At 48.1% G+C, this 16,222-nt stretch carries 15 protein-coding genes; 6 read left to right on the forward strand and 9 right to left on the reverse strand.

Features of this window, described 5'->3' with window-relative positions; genetic code table 11:
• Window positions 1-11: 11 nt before the first annotated feature.
• The 8 genes from PHG53_07855 to PHG53_07890 all read right to left on the reverse strand — a co-directional run bounded on the left by PHG53_07855 (window position 12) and on the right by PHG53_07890 (window position 11,577).
• Complete coding sequence (locus PHG53_07855; protein ID MDD5381532.1) at window positions 12-1,427, reverse strand: serine hydroxymethyltransferase; 1,416 nt, start codon at window positions 1,425-1,427, stop codon at window positions 12-14.
• Between the two features lie 21 nt (window positions 1,428-1,448).
• Window positions 1,449-3,608 (reverse strand): site-2 protease family protein, encoded by a 2,160-nt coding sequence (locus PHG53_07860; GenBank protein MDD5381533.1) that lies wholly within the window; start codon window positions 3,606-3,608, stop codon window positions 1,449-1,451.
• A gap of 11 nt (window positions 3,609-3,619) precedes the next feature.
• Entirely contained in the window at window positions 3,620-4,819 is a 1,200-nt protein-coding gene (locus tag PHG53_07865) for a 1-deoxy-D-xylulose-5-phosphate reductoisomerase (protein MDD5381534.1), read from the reverse strand.
• A 1,098-nt stretch (window positions 4,820-5,917) separates the two neighbouring features.
• The gene (locus PHG53_07870; GenBank protein MDD5381535.1) at window positions 5,918-7,213 is read right to left on the reverse strand and encodes a PocR ligand-binding domain-containing protein; all 1,296 of its coding nucleotides are present in this window, start codon (window positions 7,211-7,213) and stop codon (window positions 5,918-5,920) included.
• 125 nt (window positions 7,214-7,338) lie between these two features.
• Complete coding sequence (locus tag PHG53_07875) at window positions 7,339-8,607, reverse strand: ABC transporter permease (protein MDD5381536.1); 1,269 nt, start codon at window positions 8,605-8,607, stop codon at window positions 7,339-7,341.
• Window positions 8,604-9,320 (reverse strand): ABC transporter ATP-binding protein, encoded by a 717-nt coding sequence (locus PHG53_07880; protein ID MDD5381537.1) that lies wholly within the window; start codon window positions 9,318-9,320, stop codon window positions 8,604-8,606. Before PHG53_07880 ends, PHG53_07875 begins: the two co-directional genes overlap by 4 nt.
• The gene (locus PHG53_07885; GenBank protein MDD5381538.1) at window positions 9,317-11,086 is read right to left on the reverse strand and encodes an efflux RND transporter periplasmic adaptor subunit; all 1,770 of its coding nucleotides are present in this window, start codon (window positions 11,084-11,086) and stop codon (window positions 9,317-9,319) included. Before PHG53_07885 ends, PHG53_07880 begins: the two co-directional genes overlap by 4 nt.
• A 287-nt stretch (window positions 11,087-11,373) precedes the next feature.
• Window positions 11,374-11,577, reverse strand: coding sequence for a hypothetical protein (locus PHG53_07890; GenBank protein ID MDD5381539.1), 204 nt, complete (start codon window positions 11,575-11,577; stop codon window positions 11,374-11,376).
• A gap of 189 nt (window positions 11,578-11,766) precedes the next feature.
• Here PHG53_07890 and PHG53_07895 point away from each other — a divergent pair, with 189 nt between their 5' ends.
• Both PHG53_07895 and PHG53_07900 read left to right on the forward strand, forming a co-directional pair.
• Window positions 11,767-12,369: an NAD(P)H-dependent oxidoreductase gene (locus PHG53_07895; GenBank protein ID MDD5381540.1), complete on the forward strand. Its 603-nt coding sequence runs from the start codon at window positions 11,767-11,769 to the stop codon at window positions 12,367-12,369.
• Between the two features lie 9 nt (window positions 12,370-12,378).
• The gene (locus tag PHG53_07900; protein ID MDD5381541.1) at window positions 12,379-12,882 is read left to right on the forward strand and encodes a GNAT family N-acetyltransferase; all 504 of its coding nucleotides are present in this window, start codon (window positions 12,379-12,381) and stop codon (window positions 12,880-12,882) included.
• 24 nt (window positions 12,883-12,906) lie between these two features.
• Here the strand turns inward: PHG53_07900 and PHG53_07905 are convergent, their stop codons facing one another.
• Window positions 12,907-13,179 carry a cupin domain-containing protein gene (locus tag PHG53_07905; GenBank protein ID MDD5381542.1) on the reverse strand — a complete coding sequence of 91 codons (273 nt, stop codon included), beginning with the start codon at window positions 13,177-13,179 and terminating at the stop codon, window positions 12,907-12,909.
• A gap of 287 nt (window positions 13,180-13,466) precedes the next feature.
• On the opposite strand from PHG53_07905, the gene PHG53_07910 reads away from it, so the two are divergent.
• The 4 genes from PHG53_07910 (at window position 13,467) to PHG53_07925 (ending at window position 16,222) form a co-directional block, all read left to right on the forward strand.
• Window positions 13,467-13,871, forward strand: a complete 405-nt coding sequence (locus PHG53_07910; GenBank protein MDD5381543.1) for a GxxExxY protein — start codon at window positions 13,467-13,469, stop codon at window positions 13,869-13,871.
• Window positions 13,831-14,625 (forward strand): HD domain-containing protein, encoded by a 795-nt coding sequence (locus PHG53_07915; GenBank protein MDD5381544.1) that lies wholly within the window; start codon window positions 13,831-13,833, stop codon window positions 14,623-14,625. Before PHG53_07910 ends, PHG53_07915 begins: the two co-directional genes overlap by 41 nt.
• 37 nt (window positions 14,626-14,662) lie before the next feature.
• Window positions 14,663-15,559 (forward strand): phosphoribosylaminoimidazolesuccinocarboxamide synthase, encoded by an 897-nt coding sequence (locus tag PHG53_07920; protein ID MDD5381545.1) that lies wholly within the window; start codon window positions 14,663-14,665, stop codon window positions 15,557-15,559.
• A gap of 153 nt (window positions 15,560-15,712) precedes the next feature.
• Window positions 15,713-16,222: a sigma-70 family RNA polymerase sigma factor gene (locus tag PHG53_07925; GenBank protein ID MDD5381546.1), complete on the forward strand. Its 510-nt coding sequence runs from the start codon at window positions 15,713-15,715 to the stop codon at window positions 16,220-16,222.

A 16,222-nucleotide genomic window follows, 5' to 3' on the forward strand; every position in this document is an offset into this window, starting at 1 on the left:
TCAGCAATAAACTACCACATTGGAAACCTGTGGCACAATTCAGTTGCTTTAGCTCTGGCCTGCTGCCTGAATGAATTGTCTATTTTATATTCCGTCCCGCTTATTATCTCTACGCGTTTAAGCACTGCATCTATCATTTCCGCTATAGTCTGTATCTCTTCGCCCCCCATCCCGTTTCTCGTAACGATAGGCGTCCCCAATCTGATGCCGCTGGTAATCGCCGACGGCCTTTCGTCATACGGCAGCCGCATTCTGTCAACGGTTATGCCGCATTCCTCAAGACACTTCTGCGCTGTCACGCCCGTCAAATGCTCCCGTGAATTCGCTGCGTTTATCAGGACCATATGATTATCCGTCCCTTTCGTGAGCACGTCAAGCCCCAAACCGGCCAAATAGCCTGCCAGCTTCCCCGCATTTCCCACGATTTTGAATTGTCTGCTCCTGTATTCATCGGTAAGCATTTCTTTGAAGAAGACCGCTTTGGCCGCTATATGGTTCAAATATGGCGTCCCCTGCACCCCCGGAAACGTTATGTCCTCAATTCGTTTCCACAGAGGTATGCTTTTACCCCGCACTTTTATCTTTTTCTCGTATTCTTTCCCCATCAGTATCAGCCCGCCTCTCGGTCCTCCCGGCTTATAAGTGCTCGTTGTCGTAAAATGCGCGTAATCCATCGGCGACGGATGGGCGCCTGCCGAGACTAATCCGGATATGTGCGATATGTCCGCCAGAAGATACGCACCGACCTCGTCCGCTATCTCCCTGAACTTTTTGAAATCTATTGTCCTGACGTAAAAAGAAGCGCCGCATATAATCAGCTTGGGTTTTACCTTGAGCGCCTTGTCCTTAATGGCATCGTAATCCAGAAGAAATGTCTTCTTATCAACGTAATAACTCTCCGCTGCGAAAAACCTGCCGGTCAGGGAAACCTCGTCCCCATGCGAATAATGTCCCCCCTGCTCCGAGCCGAGACTTAATATTTTCTCTCCCGGCTCCAACGCCGCCGTTATAACAATTTGGTTTGCGCCGGTGCCGGAATGCGGCTGAACGTTTGCATATTGTGCTCCGAACGCCTCTTTGGCCCTGGCGATTGCGAGTCTCTCCACATCGTCGATAACTTCACAGCCGCCGTGACACCTCGCCCCCGGAAAACCCTCTGCCGTTTTATTCTGAACAACCGAACCGAGCGCCGCCAAAACAGCCCGCGAACACTGGTTCTCCGCGGCAAGAAGCTCTATATTATCCTGCAGGCGCCCATACTCTCTTTTTATCAGCTCATAAACACCGGCGTCCGTTTCTTTCAGGGTGCTGATTTGCCCTCTATGATATTCCTCAAAACTTGTCTTTCCCCGTCTGCTTATCTTGCCAACCCCGCGAAGTTTGTCCACGACGTAACGGGATTTCGATTGTTTTTTTGTTAAACGCATTGCAAGTTTTGTTATAAACTCCTAGCTGAAAAAGCTCCTGATAATATCATTAAACGTCACGTAAAGAATAAGTGCAATCACAAGCATCCAGCCGACAGAAGCGATTTTCTCCTGAACACGCACACTGACAGGAGTTCCTTTGATTTTCTCAATCAGCAAAAACACAATAAAGCCTCCGTCAAAAGGCAGCAGAGGCAAAATATTAAACACCGCGATAGATGCGCTTATCAAACCAAGAAAGTAGGCATAATCTATCAACGGCCGTTCAGCGACGATTTTGTAACTCAGGCTGATGATGCCGACAGGCCCCATAAGACTCTTCGGGCTGACAAGTCCGCCCACAAGACCTTTCAGCGTTATGTACGCCTGGGCGATAAACATAACGGTCTTCCTGTATCCAATACCGATTGCCTCGACCGGACCGCTTGCCTTGTAAAGTCTCTCTAACGGCTTGAACGGAACCAAATCAGCGAAAACCGATTTGACAGCCGCAAAATTCTCATCCGCCTTAACATCCAATTTAACGCTGCCGGTTTCCTTTTCACCTGCACGATAAGCTATCTCGATGCGCTTGCCGGCTTTCTGTCTTATTTCACGGACTACATCGTAAAAGCTTGAAACCTTGACCTTGTCAACGGCGGTTATCACCGCGCCGCGAGGAATGTCCAGTTCGGGATAATCTTTGGTGGAAATAGTCTTGGCGACTACCGGATGCTCAGCATCAAACACTGTTCCAACGCCAATTAACACAGGCCCGTCTTTCTTCGAACGTTTCGGCGTAACCGTAACGGTAAGCTCATTTTCCGTCCCGTCAACTTTACGCAATACCTTTATCGGCATTTCCTTGTCTTCGTACTTTGTGGTGACATCGCGAAGCTCTTTATAAGTTGGATTTTCAACCTCCCCCGCCGCAAGAACAATATCGCCGCTTTGCAGTTCCTCCTTAGTCCCGATTTCCTTCCGTTCCTCCTTGCTGCCGAACAGCGCCTTGAGCTTTTTTGCAGTTGGCGGCGGTTCTTTCGAAACATCTTCCAATCGCATACGCGGAACCATCGAACATATATTGCCGGTTTCGGATTCAGCCTCATTTTTTATGTCTGCCGCAATCAAACTCAGTTTAATTTTTGCTTCAACCTCTCCGCTCTCGCCGCCCGCCCAGATGCGCTCTGCCTTAACCGTCGCCGCCGGTGCTATGGAATCTTGAGCTGTTTTTTCAAACTCCCAGTAGTTCTGCACACTCCTGCCGTCAACAGATACAATCCGGTCGCCCGGACGCAGCCCCGTCCTTTCGAACAGTTCATTAACGTCATTGGCGTCGGAAATCTTTGCGACAATCAGACTCTGCGGCAGAACGATGCCGAACTTTTTCATTTCATCCCCGGGCTCCTTTTCAGCCACAAGTGTATAATCTCCGATACTGCCGTCTTCGTGCCTGACTTTTAACGCGACCTTTTTCTCCTTGCCCGACAAAGCCGCCTCTACCGCGATATCATAATAATCGAGGTTTTTGTTTCTGCCTGCTATCTCAATTACCTCGTCACCTGCCGTTAGTCCCGCTTGGGCCGCAGGCGACCCCGGCACCACGCCGCCGACTACCGCAGGCACCCGGTTTATGCCAATCAGAAAAACAACCATAAATACGATAAGTGCGCTGATAGCGTTAAAAACCACCCCTGCCGCTATAACAGCCATACGGGCGCTGACCGGCTTATTGGCAAACGAACGCGGGTCATCGCATTCTTTTATCTGGCCGACGTCTTCCTGACCGAGCATCTTGACAAAACCGCCGAACGGAATAGCTCCGATGCGATATTCGGTCTCGCCCGGCTGGTGCTCTTTCTTGCCTACGGTAAAACTTAACCTGCCGTCGTCAGAGCCGTCTCCTTTGGGAAAAAACTGCGGCAGAATGCGGATACGCATGCCCTTCTCGGTTCGCAAAATGCCAACCAACGTAGGCGGAAAACCGATTGAAAAGGCTTCTACCTTTATCCCGCAGAGCTTGGCTAAAAGAAAATGCCCGAATTCGTGGACCAGAACAAATGCGCCAAAACCAAGCGCAACTAAAAGTACATTGCCGAAAACACCGATGTTTCGGACTGCAAAATTAATAACCGCGGCAAAAACAGCAACCCACAAAACCGCGTAAATATACTGCTCAATTGCTCCCTTAGCTTTAGACATCAAACAACCCTTTAACTAATTACGCTCTTATGTTCCTGTGCTCTTCGTTCGACTTCTTTTCTCGCCCAGCTGTCCGCCTCAAAAAGTTCTTCGAGCGACACCCGTCTCTTAACATCGTGTTTATTCAGGCAATGCTCGATAAGCTCGACTATACGGGCAAATTTAATTCTGCCCGCGAGGAACTCCCCCACCGCTGCCTCATTCGCAGCGTTAAAAACAACCGCCGCCGTCCCGCCCGTTCGCGCAACCTCGAAACCCAGAGACAGCGCTCTAAACGTCTCCATATTCGGCTTCTCGAATGTAAGCCTGCCCAATTCGTCAAGCTGCAGATGCTCTGCAATCCCAGCTACTCGCGCCGGGTACGTCAAAGCATACTGAATCGGAAGACACATATCGGGCTTGCCTAACTGCGCCATCATTGAGCCGTCCACAAATTCAACGAGCGAATGAACTATCGACTCCGGATGAATCAAAACTTCTATCTTATCGACCGGCATATCGAAAAGCCAGTGCGCCTCGATGACCTCGAGCGCCTTGTTCATCATAGTCGCCGAGTCAACGGTGATTTTCGGCCCCATGTCCCAGACAGGATGCGAAAGCGCCTGCTCCAGCGTTACATTTTCGATTTCCTCGGGGCTGCTCTTCCTGAACGGCCCGCCCGAAGACGTCAAAATGATTTTACTTACCTCTCCGTGCTTGCCCGCCTGCATCGCCTGGAAAATCGCCGAATGTTCGCTATCGACAGGCAAAATAAGCCCCCCGCTCGCCTTTACAGTCTGCATAAGCAGTTCGCCTGCGATAACCAACGGCTCTTTATTGGCGATTGCGAGCGTCTTGCCCGCCTTTGCCGCCGAAAGCACCGCAGGCAGACCCGCCGCCCCGACAACCGCCGTTAGAACAATATCAACTTCCTCAAGCTGCGCTATCTCCGCCAGCCCTTCCGGCCCAGCTAAAACCTCAACCCCGCCCTTCTGAAGGGCGGGGTCAACTTCCAAATCGCTGACCAGCCCCCGAAGCTCATCCGCAAAATCAGCGTTCGTAATCGCCGCAAACTTTGGCTTATACCTTCTGACTTGTTCAGCCAGCAGTTCCACTCGGCTGTGTGCGGATAGTGCTACAACCTCATAACCTGCCCCCAACGAATCAATTACTCGAAGCGCGTTTTTGCCTATCGAACCCGTCGAACCCAGAATCGCTATACGTTTCACCATAACCTAAATACTATGCCCGAAAACCCCCAATGTCAAGGATTTCGCTTAGCCCCGGCATTTTAATAACGGGGGTTGTTTCTCCCACGCCTCGCAAATCGACCAGCGACTAATTTCTTGTTGCTCTTACACGAACACCGGCATAAAATCTGTAAATAGTTTTATATATTATTATGTTATCTGCTTATGAACAATCTTAGGCATGTCATCAGCATAGTATCTTTTTTGCTCTTTGCGCTAGTCGCAATAGGCAACTGGTCTCTTATCATTGATTACTATTGGAAGCGTTTTAAAAAGGTTGAGGTTCATCATTCACTCATTTATTTCATAGGCCCCATCTGTTTTACCCTTGGCTTTTTCCTTCTCCCGTTAAAGATGAGCCCTTACTTGTTCTTATTAATCCTACTTGATCCAGGTACGGTTCTCTCTGTTATTGGCCTTCCTTGGTTGATTATAGTCTTCATAGCTGACTCTAAACCCAAGAATAAGAGAGATTAGCTCAAAATCTGAGTCTTATCGCCAATTTTCCAAACATCGAGAACCCCGAAGCAATTGGCAAAAGATTTAATTGTCAATTGCGACTGCCTCGCCAGCATGCGTTTGGCGACACCCCCTTGGCCGTAGCTTAATGCGAGAGAGTTATAGCACCTGCTTGTGCCGCCGTAGGTTTTGATAAAACTTCAATCAAAAGCGCAGGTAGTTGTGTACCTAAAACCCATTTTTCTAAAAATTTTTTACTCCTTCTCTCACATCGAGTTACGAGAGACGAGCGACAAGCGACAATTAATTTTTTCGCATCAATCGCGCAAGTTTCTCCAACAGTAGAGAAACAGTCTATTTTGAAAGGAATTACTAATGAGTGGTTACAAATAATCAATTAATATTGTTTATAATTTACTTCTCTTCTTTCTCTGTGGCTGAAATTTCGGCAGCGGAGATTTTCTGTTTATAGCGGAAAAATCAATCAAAATGAATAAATTATGCAAAACAAACCCAATTTCCAAAACCCCCAAAATGAGTATAACTTTAGCAATAACAATGACTAACAACTACGAACCACGAACAATGAACTATCAAAAACAAACCCAAACAAAGCCAATTTTAAAGCGGTATCGACATCTTCTCTCTTCGCAGGTTCTTGACCCTGAACTGTCTCGGCGTCGCGCCTACCAGCCGTTTGAATGTTCGCGTGAAATAACTTTGATTATTAAAGCCCGCCTGGAAGCAGATTTCCGTGCAGTTTTGCGTCGTCGCCAGCAGCAGTTGCTTCGCCCGCTCTATCCGGACGCTGGTCAGGTAATCTATGAGCGTAATCCCCATCTGTTCTTTGAATACGTGCGCGAGGCGCGAAACGCTCATATGCGAAGCCTTGGCGACATCGGCAAGTCCTATCGGCTTATCGTAATTGGCGTCGATATAGTTTATCGCGGGCCTGATTTGCGTTACCTTTTTGGCGTCCTGCGACGAATACACCAGCTCGATAAACTCGTTCAGTGCGGTGCTTATCCACGCGCACAAATCGCCCTGCTCGTTGATTTGCATAACCTTATTGACATACGTCAGGTTCTTTTGAAGCATAACGTCGATGCCAACCCCGCCTTCAACAGCCGACCGGCTCAGGATGCTCAGCAGTTCCAGCAGTCTCGCCTTAAGAACACCGATGTCGCCGGGATTATGAAACAATATCGTCCCGAATATGGAATTGAGAATCTCCTTTGCGCCCGTCCTGTCGCCGATTTTAACCTTGCCCATCAGCTCGCGCTCGCTCTCCAGCGGATATTCCCACGTTGCCCCAATCCTCTTTTTTTCCTGTATGAATTCGCCGATTTTGGATTGCTGCTCCGACCGCTGCTGCCTCCATCGCACAACGCGCGGGTCGAACCCGCCGATTTCATACAGCAGGTCGAACAAAAACTCCGCTTCCCTGTGGATTTGTGTCCCCTGTATAACAGGCAGGGCTTTTATCGCCGCCGTCAGCTTCTTGCTGTCAACACGAATTCCTTTCAGCCGTTTCTTGATGTCCTCGACCAGCGTAGGCGTTACCGGCTCCCAGAGGCATTTGCCGAAAAACATCCCGCCCAAAGCTTTGTCTTTATCCATAACCGGCACACAGACCAGAACTATACCCGCGTGACAAAGCGAAATATAAGATTGCCCCGTCTCAATCGCAATCTTCAGGCTCTGCCTTCGCTCCTTACTGCATCTCCTTGCGCCGGCTGCGCTGCCGCGGACGACCTGGCAAAATTCCGGATAGCAGTCTTCGCTGCACATCTTTTTTATCTCTTTGCCGTCTATGTCCGCCGTTTCGAGACCGAGCTGGAAATGCATGCGAAAAATCCGCTCGATTTCCTCGAACTTTTCCTGAGCAAAATCTGTTTTAAGTGCCTTTTTACCCATCTGAAACGCCTGAAAAACGCTAATTTCTGCCCCTTCCGTAGCAAGATAGTGTTATTATACCAATTCAGGGAAAAAGGCCAAGATAAATTTAACGAAGGCGAAAAACACAATGCAAAGCACGCTCGCTATTCGTGCCGAAGTGCGACTATGGGGTCAACTTTAGCGGCCCGCACCGCAGGATACAAACCGAAGATAATCCCGACAGCGAAACTAATCACCAATGGCAGCACGATGCTTCCCACCGTAATGACCGTCGGCATATCGGAAAAATATGTTATCAAAAACGGCACCAGCACCCCGAGTCCGATACCGATAAGGCCCCCGATTATCGAAAGCACGACCGTCTCTATCAGAAACTGGCTGATAATCTGTCTCCTCTTGGCGCCGATGGCCCGCCGGATACCTATCTCCCGCGTGCGCTCGGTTACCGAGGCCAGCATAATATTCATAATCCCTATCCCGCCAACCAGCAGACTAATGCCGGCTATCGAACCCAGCACAATATTAAACCTGCGCTTGGTTGCTTCCGCCTCACGCAGCAATGCCAACGGCACGCTTACCATATAATCTTTCTTCTTGTGGAAACGGCTCAGCATATCCTCTATCCCTTTTGAGGTAGGCTCGACATCCTCAATCGAATCGACCTGCACAATCATCTGATGCAGCTCAACCAATTCCCGTTCGAATGTGCCGGATGTCATTCTCGCTGTTATGTCACCGAAATATGTACGCGCAACATCGATGGGAATATAAACGTCAACTTCCTGGTCGGGTATCTGAATATTGCCGGCCTGTCCGCTTTCGCTTTTGACAATCCCGACGACTTCAAACCGGTCACCGCCTATCTTAAGAGATTGACCGATTGTATTTTCAGCAGCCAGAAGTTTTCTGGCGCCATGTTCCGTCAGGACCGCAGCCGGAGCTCGCTCATTATCGTCGGAAGCTATCAGCACCCGCCCTGCCACAATAGGTCTCTGCACCAAGTCGAACCACACCGGTGATGTTCCTACTACACGCAGCTCCAGCGTCCTCTCGCCCAAACGGCCTTCCTTGCGTATCAGCTTCACTGGTGCCGTTTTTCTTATGACCTTAAAAGTTTCTGTTACCCTCGCATAATCTTCATATGTCAACCCATAAATGGCCAAATGGGAATGTGTCGTACTCGTCGATTCTTCTTCTACCGATTTAACTGAACTGATAATTATATTATTGCTGCCAAGTTTGCGAATCCGATCCATAGCTTCTTTGCTCGCGCCTTCTCCTACCGAAAGCATCGCCACCACGCTGCCGACCCCGAATACAATCCCCAGCGTCGTAAGAAAAGCACGCAGCTTGTGTAAAAGCAGGTCTTCCATACCAAGCAGAATGTTACGGACAAGCTTGATTTGTCTCATTGCTCTTCCCCCTCGATGCGGTCTACCACACCATCCAGCATATGAAGCCGCTGCCTTGAGTATGCAGCAACATCCGCCTCATGCGTAACCATAATTATCGTCTTGCCCTGCTCATTAAGCTCGGTCAGCAGCGCAAGAATCTCTTTTCCGGTCGCCGTATCAAGATTGCCTGTTGGTTCATCCGCAAAAATAATCTGTGGGTCGTTCGCCAGAGCCCTCGCTACCGCTACCCGCTGCATCTGACCGCCCGATAGCTCCGAAGGACGATGATTCAGCCGTTCTCCCAGCCCGACTTTCCCGGCAAGTTCTCTCGCTCGCTCGGCGCTGTGGTGTGCCTCCCATCCCAAATAATAAAGGGGAAGCTCGATATTTCTCTGCACCGACAGCTGCGGTATGAGATTGAAACTCTGAAAAATAAAGCCAAGATGCCGAAGCCGCATCTCGCTGAGCGAATCATCTTCAAGAGTGCTTACGTCATGTCCTTCGAGGATATATCGACCCGAGCTTAAACGGTCTAAGCAGCCAAGTATGTTCATCATCGTGCTTTTGCCTGAGCCGCTCGGCCCCATTATAGCCCAGAAACTGCCTCTCTTGAACGACAGCGTCACACCAGCAAGGGCCTTTACTTCGCTGCTGCCCATCTGATAAATCTTCCGGGCATCTTCCAGCTTGATTATCTGATTATCAGAATTAGACTGCGCCTGACTTATCATTCGCCTTCCCCGGATTGCTTTTGGCGACGTCCCTCCCGTTGTTTACGCATATTTTCCTTCTCTTCGTCGGACATATTCTCAAACTTCTCTCGCATCTTCTGCCGCTGCTCGGGCGATGGCTCCCCCTCCAGCTTCGGACTTTTCTGCTCAACTTTCTCTATCCCCGCCTCTTTCACGCCTTCCCCTCCGGTCGTCCGCGCCCTCTGTTCTGTGCCAACTTCTGCGGCAGGCGTTTCGCCGGCCCTATCTCCACCTTGCTCAACAGTAGATGGGGCCAAAGGCGGCGTCAGCAGCACAACCTCACCCTCCTTTAAACCTTCAAGGATTCTCATCATCCGGTTGTTATCTAATCCAATTTTAATCTTGCGAGGCTCAAATTCCCCGCCTTTCTGCACATAAACGGTCGGCTCCCCGCCGACACGAAGGACCGCCTGAACAGGTATGTACATTACATCGTCATACTCTTCTATAATTATTTCCGCCTTGCAGCTCATTCCCGTCCGAAGATAATCCCCTTCGCCATCAAGATAAACCTCAGTATTATAGACCTTCAGGTCAGGGTTCATCCAAATCATTTGACCATCTGGCAATGGCGCTATCTTCTCAACTCGGCCGGTAAATGTCTTCCCAGGCAAAGCATCCACCGTAACCACTACAGGCAAACCAGGCTTGACCTTCTGCAGACTGGTTTCATGGACTTTTACCACCGCCTTCACCGCTGTTGCCGTCGGCAGATAAATAAGTTCTTCCTGTTCACGAACCTCCCGACCTTCAATCAGCGGCTCTTGATTGCCTCGCCAGCCCTGCGTCTTGGCGCTGGTCGCATAAATCACCAATCCGTCGGCTGGTGCGTATATCTTCGTCTTGGCTATCTGCTCCTCGTTCTTCTTCAGTTTGTCTTTCTGCCGCTGGAATTCAGACTCTTTTGCCTTAAGGTCAGCTTCGGCCTGAACAACATCTGCTTTGGCCTTGCGGCTTGTTCGCTCCAAAGCCATCTCCGCCTGGTTAACGTCGCTTTCAAGTTTCGCCAGGTTCCTCGGATGGGTAAAATCCTCCAGCAAACGCAAATTGTTTTCTGCCAGCTCAAGGTTCAATTCGCCCTTGTGCGCAGACAGCTCGTCAATTTGTAATTCTGTTTGTGAAATATATTCCTTCTCTTTAAGTTTCTGTGACCATTTTAACTTCTCCTCCGCCGTCTGAAGCTCTTCCTTCGCTAATGTAATCTCCGACTCCATCTCCTTGCGCTGATTCAGATATTCACCTTCAACATACTTTCTCAAATCCTGTTTGGCGAAATCAAACGCCAGCGCCGCCTTATCAATGTCGCTCTTCGCCTGGTTTTCCGCCACAGCCAAATTCTCACGCGCCCCGACAAAAGCTGCCTCGGTGTTCTGGACTCGAATTTCATGGTCAACTCTTTCATCTAACAACGCACTCGAGTCTAATTCAACCAGCAGGTCACCCTTCTTCACGCGCGTCCCTTCCTCCACTAAAGTAAGAATTGTGGTTTTCCCTTCGACCTCGCACTTGAGAATTATTTGCTCACGCGCCTGTATCGTCCCAGATTCGGTTGCACTTATCCTCAATGGCCCCTGCTTGACTGCAAAAGTTGGCATATCTCCTGCCAAAATAGTCTTCGAGCCGGAATGATTAAAAGCTACAACCGCAACTACTATCAGCAGAATCACGACCGCCCCCGCCAAAGCCAAAATCTTAGGCTGTAAAAAACGCCTTTTTTCTGTAACTGAACCGGAATTATTTTCCATTATCAATTTCCTGCAGGCAATACTCGCAACTGATGCCATGGCCGCTAATGTCTTTTCATCGGCCTTTTAGCAACCCCGCTCCTATTTTTGGGCAAGTTTTCCCATCTTTCCCCTGTTTTGAAGCGAAAAAAAGCTCTATTGCCGTATTATATCAAAAAATCACCCTATAAATCAAGGTTTAATCATATTATAGACGCACCGCTACCCCCATTTATTGCATAAAAATCACAATTTTATCCGCCCTCTGCCGTCCTCCGCTTGCCCCGGCGTAGCCAAGTCGTCCGGCATTACAATCCAGCCGGCTCGCACAAATTATTCGCACTATGAGCTACGCGTCCGCAATGCCGACATTTAAACTTCGGGTCTTTGACAATGGCATTGTATTCTTCCGCATCGCTGAGATGAAACCCCTGGGAAACAATGTAGCACAAGTGCTTATCGTGCGATTCGCTTTTGCACTCTGTATTATGTGTTATATTTTCTTCCGCCATATTTATCTACCTCATATTAACCAACCCAAATCACCTAATCTACGCCCCCTATTGTAACAGTAAATCACGAATTGTAAATAACCTTGACTGAAAAACCAAGGAACGGTAAACCCGCCAGCGACTGATTGACCGCCCGGCAAGAACTTCTTATACTGGCAGAAACAGCAAAAACGTTAAGGAAATACTGCCGTGACGAAAATATCAGTTATACTTGCTCACCCTAATAAGGAAAGTTTCAACCACGCTATAGCAGCCGCTGTTGTTGAAACGCTCAATGAAAATGGCCACAAGGTTTATTTCCACGATTTATACAAGGAAAATTTCGACCCGGTATTACCATTTGAAGAATTCCCCAAAGATACTCCCCTGCCGGCTAAGATTGAAAAGCACTGTAAGGAAATCTCCCAAGCCGATGGCATTATCATCATTCATCCCAATTGGTGGGGCCAGCCACCAGCCATTTTAAAAGGTTGGGTAGACAGGGTCATTCGCCCCGGTGTCGCCTACGAATTCCGCGAAGGCGACAAAGGCGAAGGCGTGCCTGTCGGCTTGTTAAAGGCAAAATCAGCGATTGTATTCAATACTTCCAATACCGAAACTGGAAGAGAAAAGAAAGTCTTTGGCGACCCTCTACAAACCCTGTGGAAGAATTGTATTTTCAACTTATGCGGAATACCAGATTTCTACCGAAGAACTTTCGGCGTCATAGTTACCAGTTCCGCGCAGCAGAGAAAAAACTGGTTGAGAGAAATCAGACAAACCATCGATAAATATTATCAAAAAAACAAATAAACCAGAGCCGTGGAAACACCAAAAATAGTCAAAGTCTCGAATGATAACCTTGTTTCCGTCGTTGAAGCCCTTGCGCATAGTATCTGGCGCGAGTATTTTGTTCCCCTCATAGGCAGTCCCCAAGTAGAGTATATGCTCGAAAAGTTTCAATCGCGCCAGGCCCTTTTAAATCAAATAGAAAAACAAGGCTGCCTTTATTATTTACTTGAAGATAAAAATGGCAATCGGGTGGGATACTTTGCAATTGTTCCCCATCTGAAGGAATTATTCTTAAGCAAATTATATGTCACCGCTAAAAACCGCCGCAAAGGTTACGGCAGAGGTGCCCTGGAATTTATTGAAACACTCGCAAAAAACAACGGCTTTTCTAAAGTAATCCTTACGGTAAATAAGAATAATGCCAGTTCGATTAACGCTTACAAAAAACTCGGGTTTGTTATCACGAATTCTCTCGTTACCGACATCGGGGATGGCTTTGCAATGGACGACTACAAAATGGAAAAAGTTATTTAACCCCTTCCGCCTTCGGCCTAATGCTTATCCGAAGTTGTAGTGTTTTGACACTGCTTCAGTTATGGTCCAGGTGCATTCGAGGCCATCGGGGAAAACGACAAAGTCGCCGGGGCCAAAACTTACCGAATTTGTGCCGTCTGTTATCGTTGCCCTGCCTTGAAGAATAAGGCAGGTCTCTTTTTCCGTGTATTCCCATTTGAACGTGCTCGGCCCGCACTTCCAGATAGGCCAAGCCTTGCAGGTTGCTTCTTCGGTCGCCGAGGGCTTTTTAACAATGATATCTTTAACGGTAGGCATATTATTCTCCTTATGCTTTCAATTCTATCGTTAATCAGTATAATAACGGCTCGGAAAAACGAAAGAGAAAAAGAGAAAACGGACTTTTTAGACAGGATAACAGGATTTACAAATACGATGCAGAGTTTTAGTCAGCTTTGTGTTCTCGGCAAACTTTGCTCCCAAAGCAAGCTTTGTCGCAAAGATTTGCCTTCGTCCACAAGGCCATCAAGACGGCCTTATCCTGAAGCTGCCTAAAACTATCGACTCGATTCCGACGCATAGGATTAACAGGTAAGAAATTTATAATGGAATATGAAGAGCTAACAAAAAAAATTATCGGCTGTGCATATTGCGTATATAATAAAATGGGATTTGGTTTTCTGGAATCCGTATACGAAAAGTGTTTACTGATAGAGCTCAAAAAAGAAGGGCTTAAAGCCGAATCACAAAAGGACATTACTGTAAATTACGAAGGCGAAGTAGTCGGAGAATTTAAGGCCGATATCTTAGTCGAAGATACCATCATATTAGAATTGAAATCAATTAAACAAATTACTAAGGCACATGAGGTGCAACTAGTAAATTACCTGGCTGCTACCGGCAAGCCAGTCGGATTGATATTAAACTTTGCAGAGCAGAAAGTTGAGGTCAAAAGAAAAGTAAAGGACTATGGAACAAGAGCAGTTGAAAAAACTCAAGGCATGGTTTGATGATTACGCGGCCGGCTTTTACGGCAGCGATAAGGTTGTAAACGCCAATTTGAAACTGAAAGAAGAGCACAGCCGGCGGGTCTGTGAAGAGATGTCGTATTTGACGGACGAGCTGGGGCTTTCGAGCAATCAAAAGCGGATAGCTGATGCGATAGCGATTCTTCACGATGTCGGACGGTTCAAGCAGTTTGTCAAGCACCGGACATACAGCGATTTCAAAAGTTTGAACCATTGCCTTTTGGCAGTGGAGGTCATTCGCCAGGAGAAGGTGCTCGAGCAGGCAGACAAAAGAGAAAAGGAATTGATTGAAAAAGCTATTGAGTATCACGGGCTGATAGAGATGCCGGCGGGTCTGGAAGAAGAGACTTTGCTGTTTGCGAGATTGATACGTGACGCCGACAAGCTGGATATATTTTATGTGGTGATGGAATACAGCGAACAATACAGAAATGACCCGCAGAAGTTTACGCTGGAGCTGGAATTCCCGGATAACTCGGGGTATTCCGCCGAGGTGATTGAAGCAATTTTATGCGGCCGGCGGATAGAATACAAGAAGCTGCAAACGCTGAACGATATGATGCTTTGCCAGCTCGGATGGGTTTATGACGTGAATTTCCCGGCGACGCTGAAACGGATAAAACATCGCAGGTTTCTGGAAAAAATATTTGATTTTCTGCCGAAGACCGAAGATATTGGCAAGGTGACGGAAACAATACTTAAGTATGTCGATTCGAGAATAGAACAAGATAAGTAAAGAATAGTAATTGGTAAGCATTTATAGAGGGGTAGTTATGGAAACAATTTTGCAAACAAATATAGCTGGATTGGAACCGATAAGAGGCAAGGTCCGCGACATATACGATTTGGGCGATAAGCTGCTGATAGTTGCGACCGACAGGATAAGTGCATTCGACGTGGTTATGGCCAACGGCATACCTTATAAAGGAACTATCCTGACGCAGATTTCAAAATTCTGGTTCGATTTTCTCAGCGATGTTGTTGAGCACCATTTGATTAGCGACAAAGTGAGCAATTTCCCGGCGCCCTTCTGCAACTTCGAGAAGCAATTAGCCGGGCGGAGCATGCTGGTTAAAAAAGTCGAAGTTTTACCGATTGAGTGCGTTGTGCGAGGGTATCTGGCAGGCTCGGGCTGGAAAGAATACAAAGACAGTCAGACCGTTTGCGGACAAGCTCTGCCGGCCGGCCTGCGCCAGTGCGAAAAGCTGCCGGAACCTGTTTTTACGCCTTCGACCAAGGCCGAGAGAGGAACGCACGATGAGAATATCAGCTTCGAGAAGTGCATGGAAATTCTCGGCGCCGAGCAGGCGGAATTCGTGCACGATAACAGCATAATGATTTTTGAAAGGGCAAGCGAGTACGCCGAGAGGAAGGGCATAATCCTGGCTGACACGAAGTTTGAGTGGGGAACTGTCGGCGGCAAGATTATTCTGATTGACGAGGTTTTGACGCCGGACTCTTCGCGTTTTTGGCCGGCCGACAAATACAAGCCGGGCAGGGACCAGGAAAGCTTCGACAAGCAGTTTGTCCGTAACTACCTTGAGAGTATAAATTTTGACAAGTCCGGGCCGGGCGTCGAGCTGCCTGATAATATTTGCAAAAAGACGAGCCAGAAATACATCGATGCTTATGATAAACTGACTGGTAAAAAGTTCACATTCGGCAGTTAACTTCTGAACCAATACCTTTAACAATAAACAATTACAACGGCCGCCGTCTCCGGCGGCCGTTTTTTTTAGAAAAGCTTTACACGCAATTTGCCTTTGGCGGTTATTATTATGTGGAAATATAACTTTCCGGCGATTGGCTAAAGGACCTTTGGAATGAAATATTCAAAGCGACTGGAGCTCTTTGAAAAATTAAGAAGCGAGTACGCCGGCTATCTTACCTCCACCCTCTGGAAACTCACCGGCGACACCGAGATTTTCACCGAGGCATTCCAGTATGCTCTCCTGCAAATCTGGCTGAATCTCGAAAAGCTCACAAGCCCACAAGCCGGCGCATACATCTATCGAATCGCACTGTCTGCCAACTCGAAGGCGTGGCGAAACAGAATCGGCAGGGATGGCCAAATCCCAAAAGAATACGTGCTTAAAAACCCAACAGCCCCCGGCCCCGCCGATGAAGAAACAATCAATCTGGTTAGAAAGGAAATTGCAGAACTACCAGAAAAACAGGCCCAGGCGGTTGTGATGCGATACATCGACCAGCGAGATTACCGCTCAGTCGCCGACAAACTAAACTGCACCGAAGATACCGCTCGCTCCCACGTCTCAAAGGCAATCGCTGTGCTGAGAGAAAAATTTGCTCGTTTTAATATATCGGAGTCCTGA

The organism is Phycisphaerae bacterium (assembly GCA_028714855.1).
Classification (GTDB): domain Bacteria; phylum Planctomycetota; class Phycisphaerae; order Sedimentisphaerales; family Anaerobacaceae; genus CAIYOL01.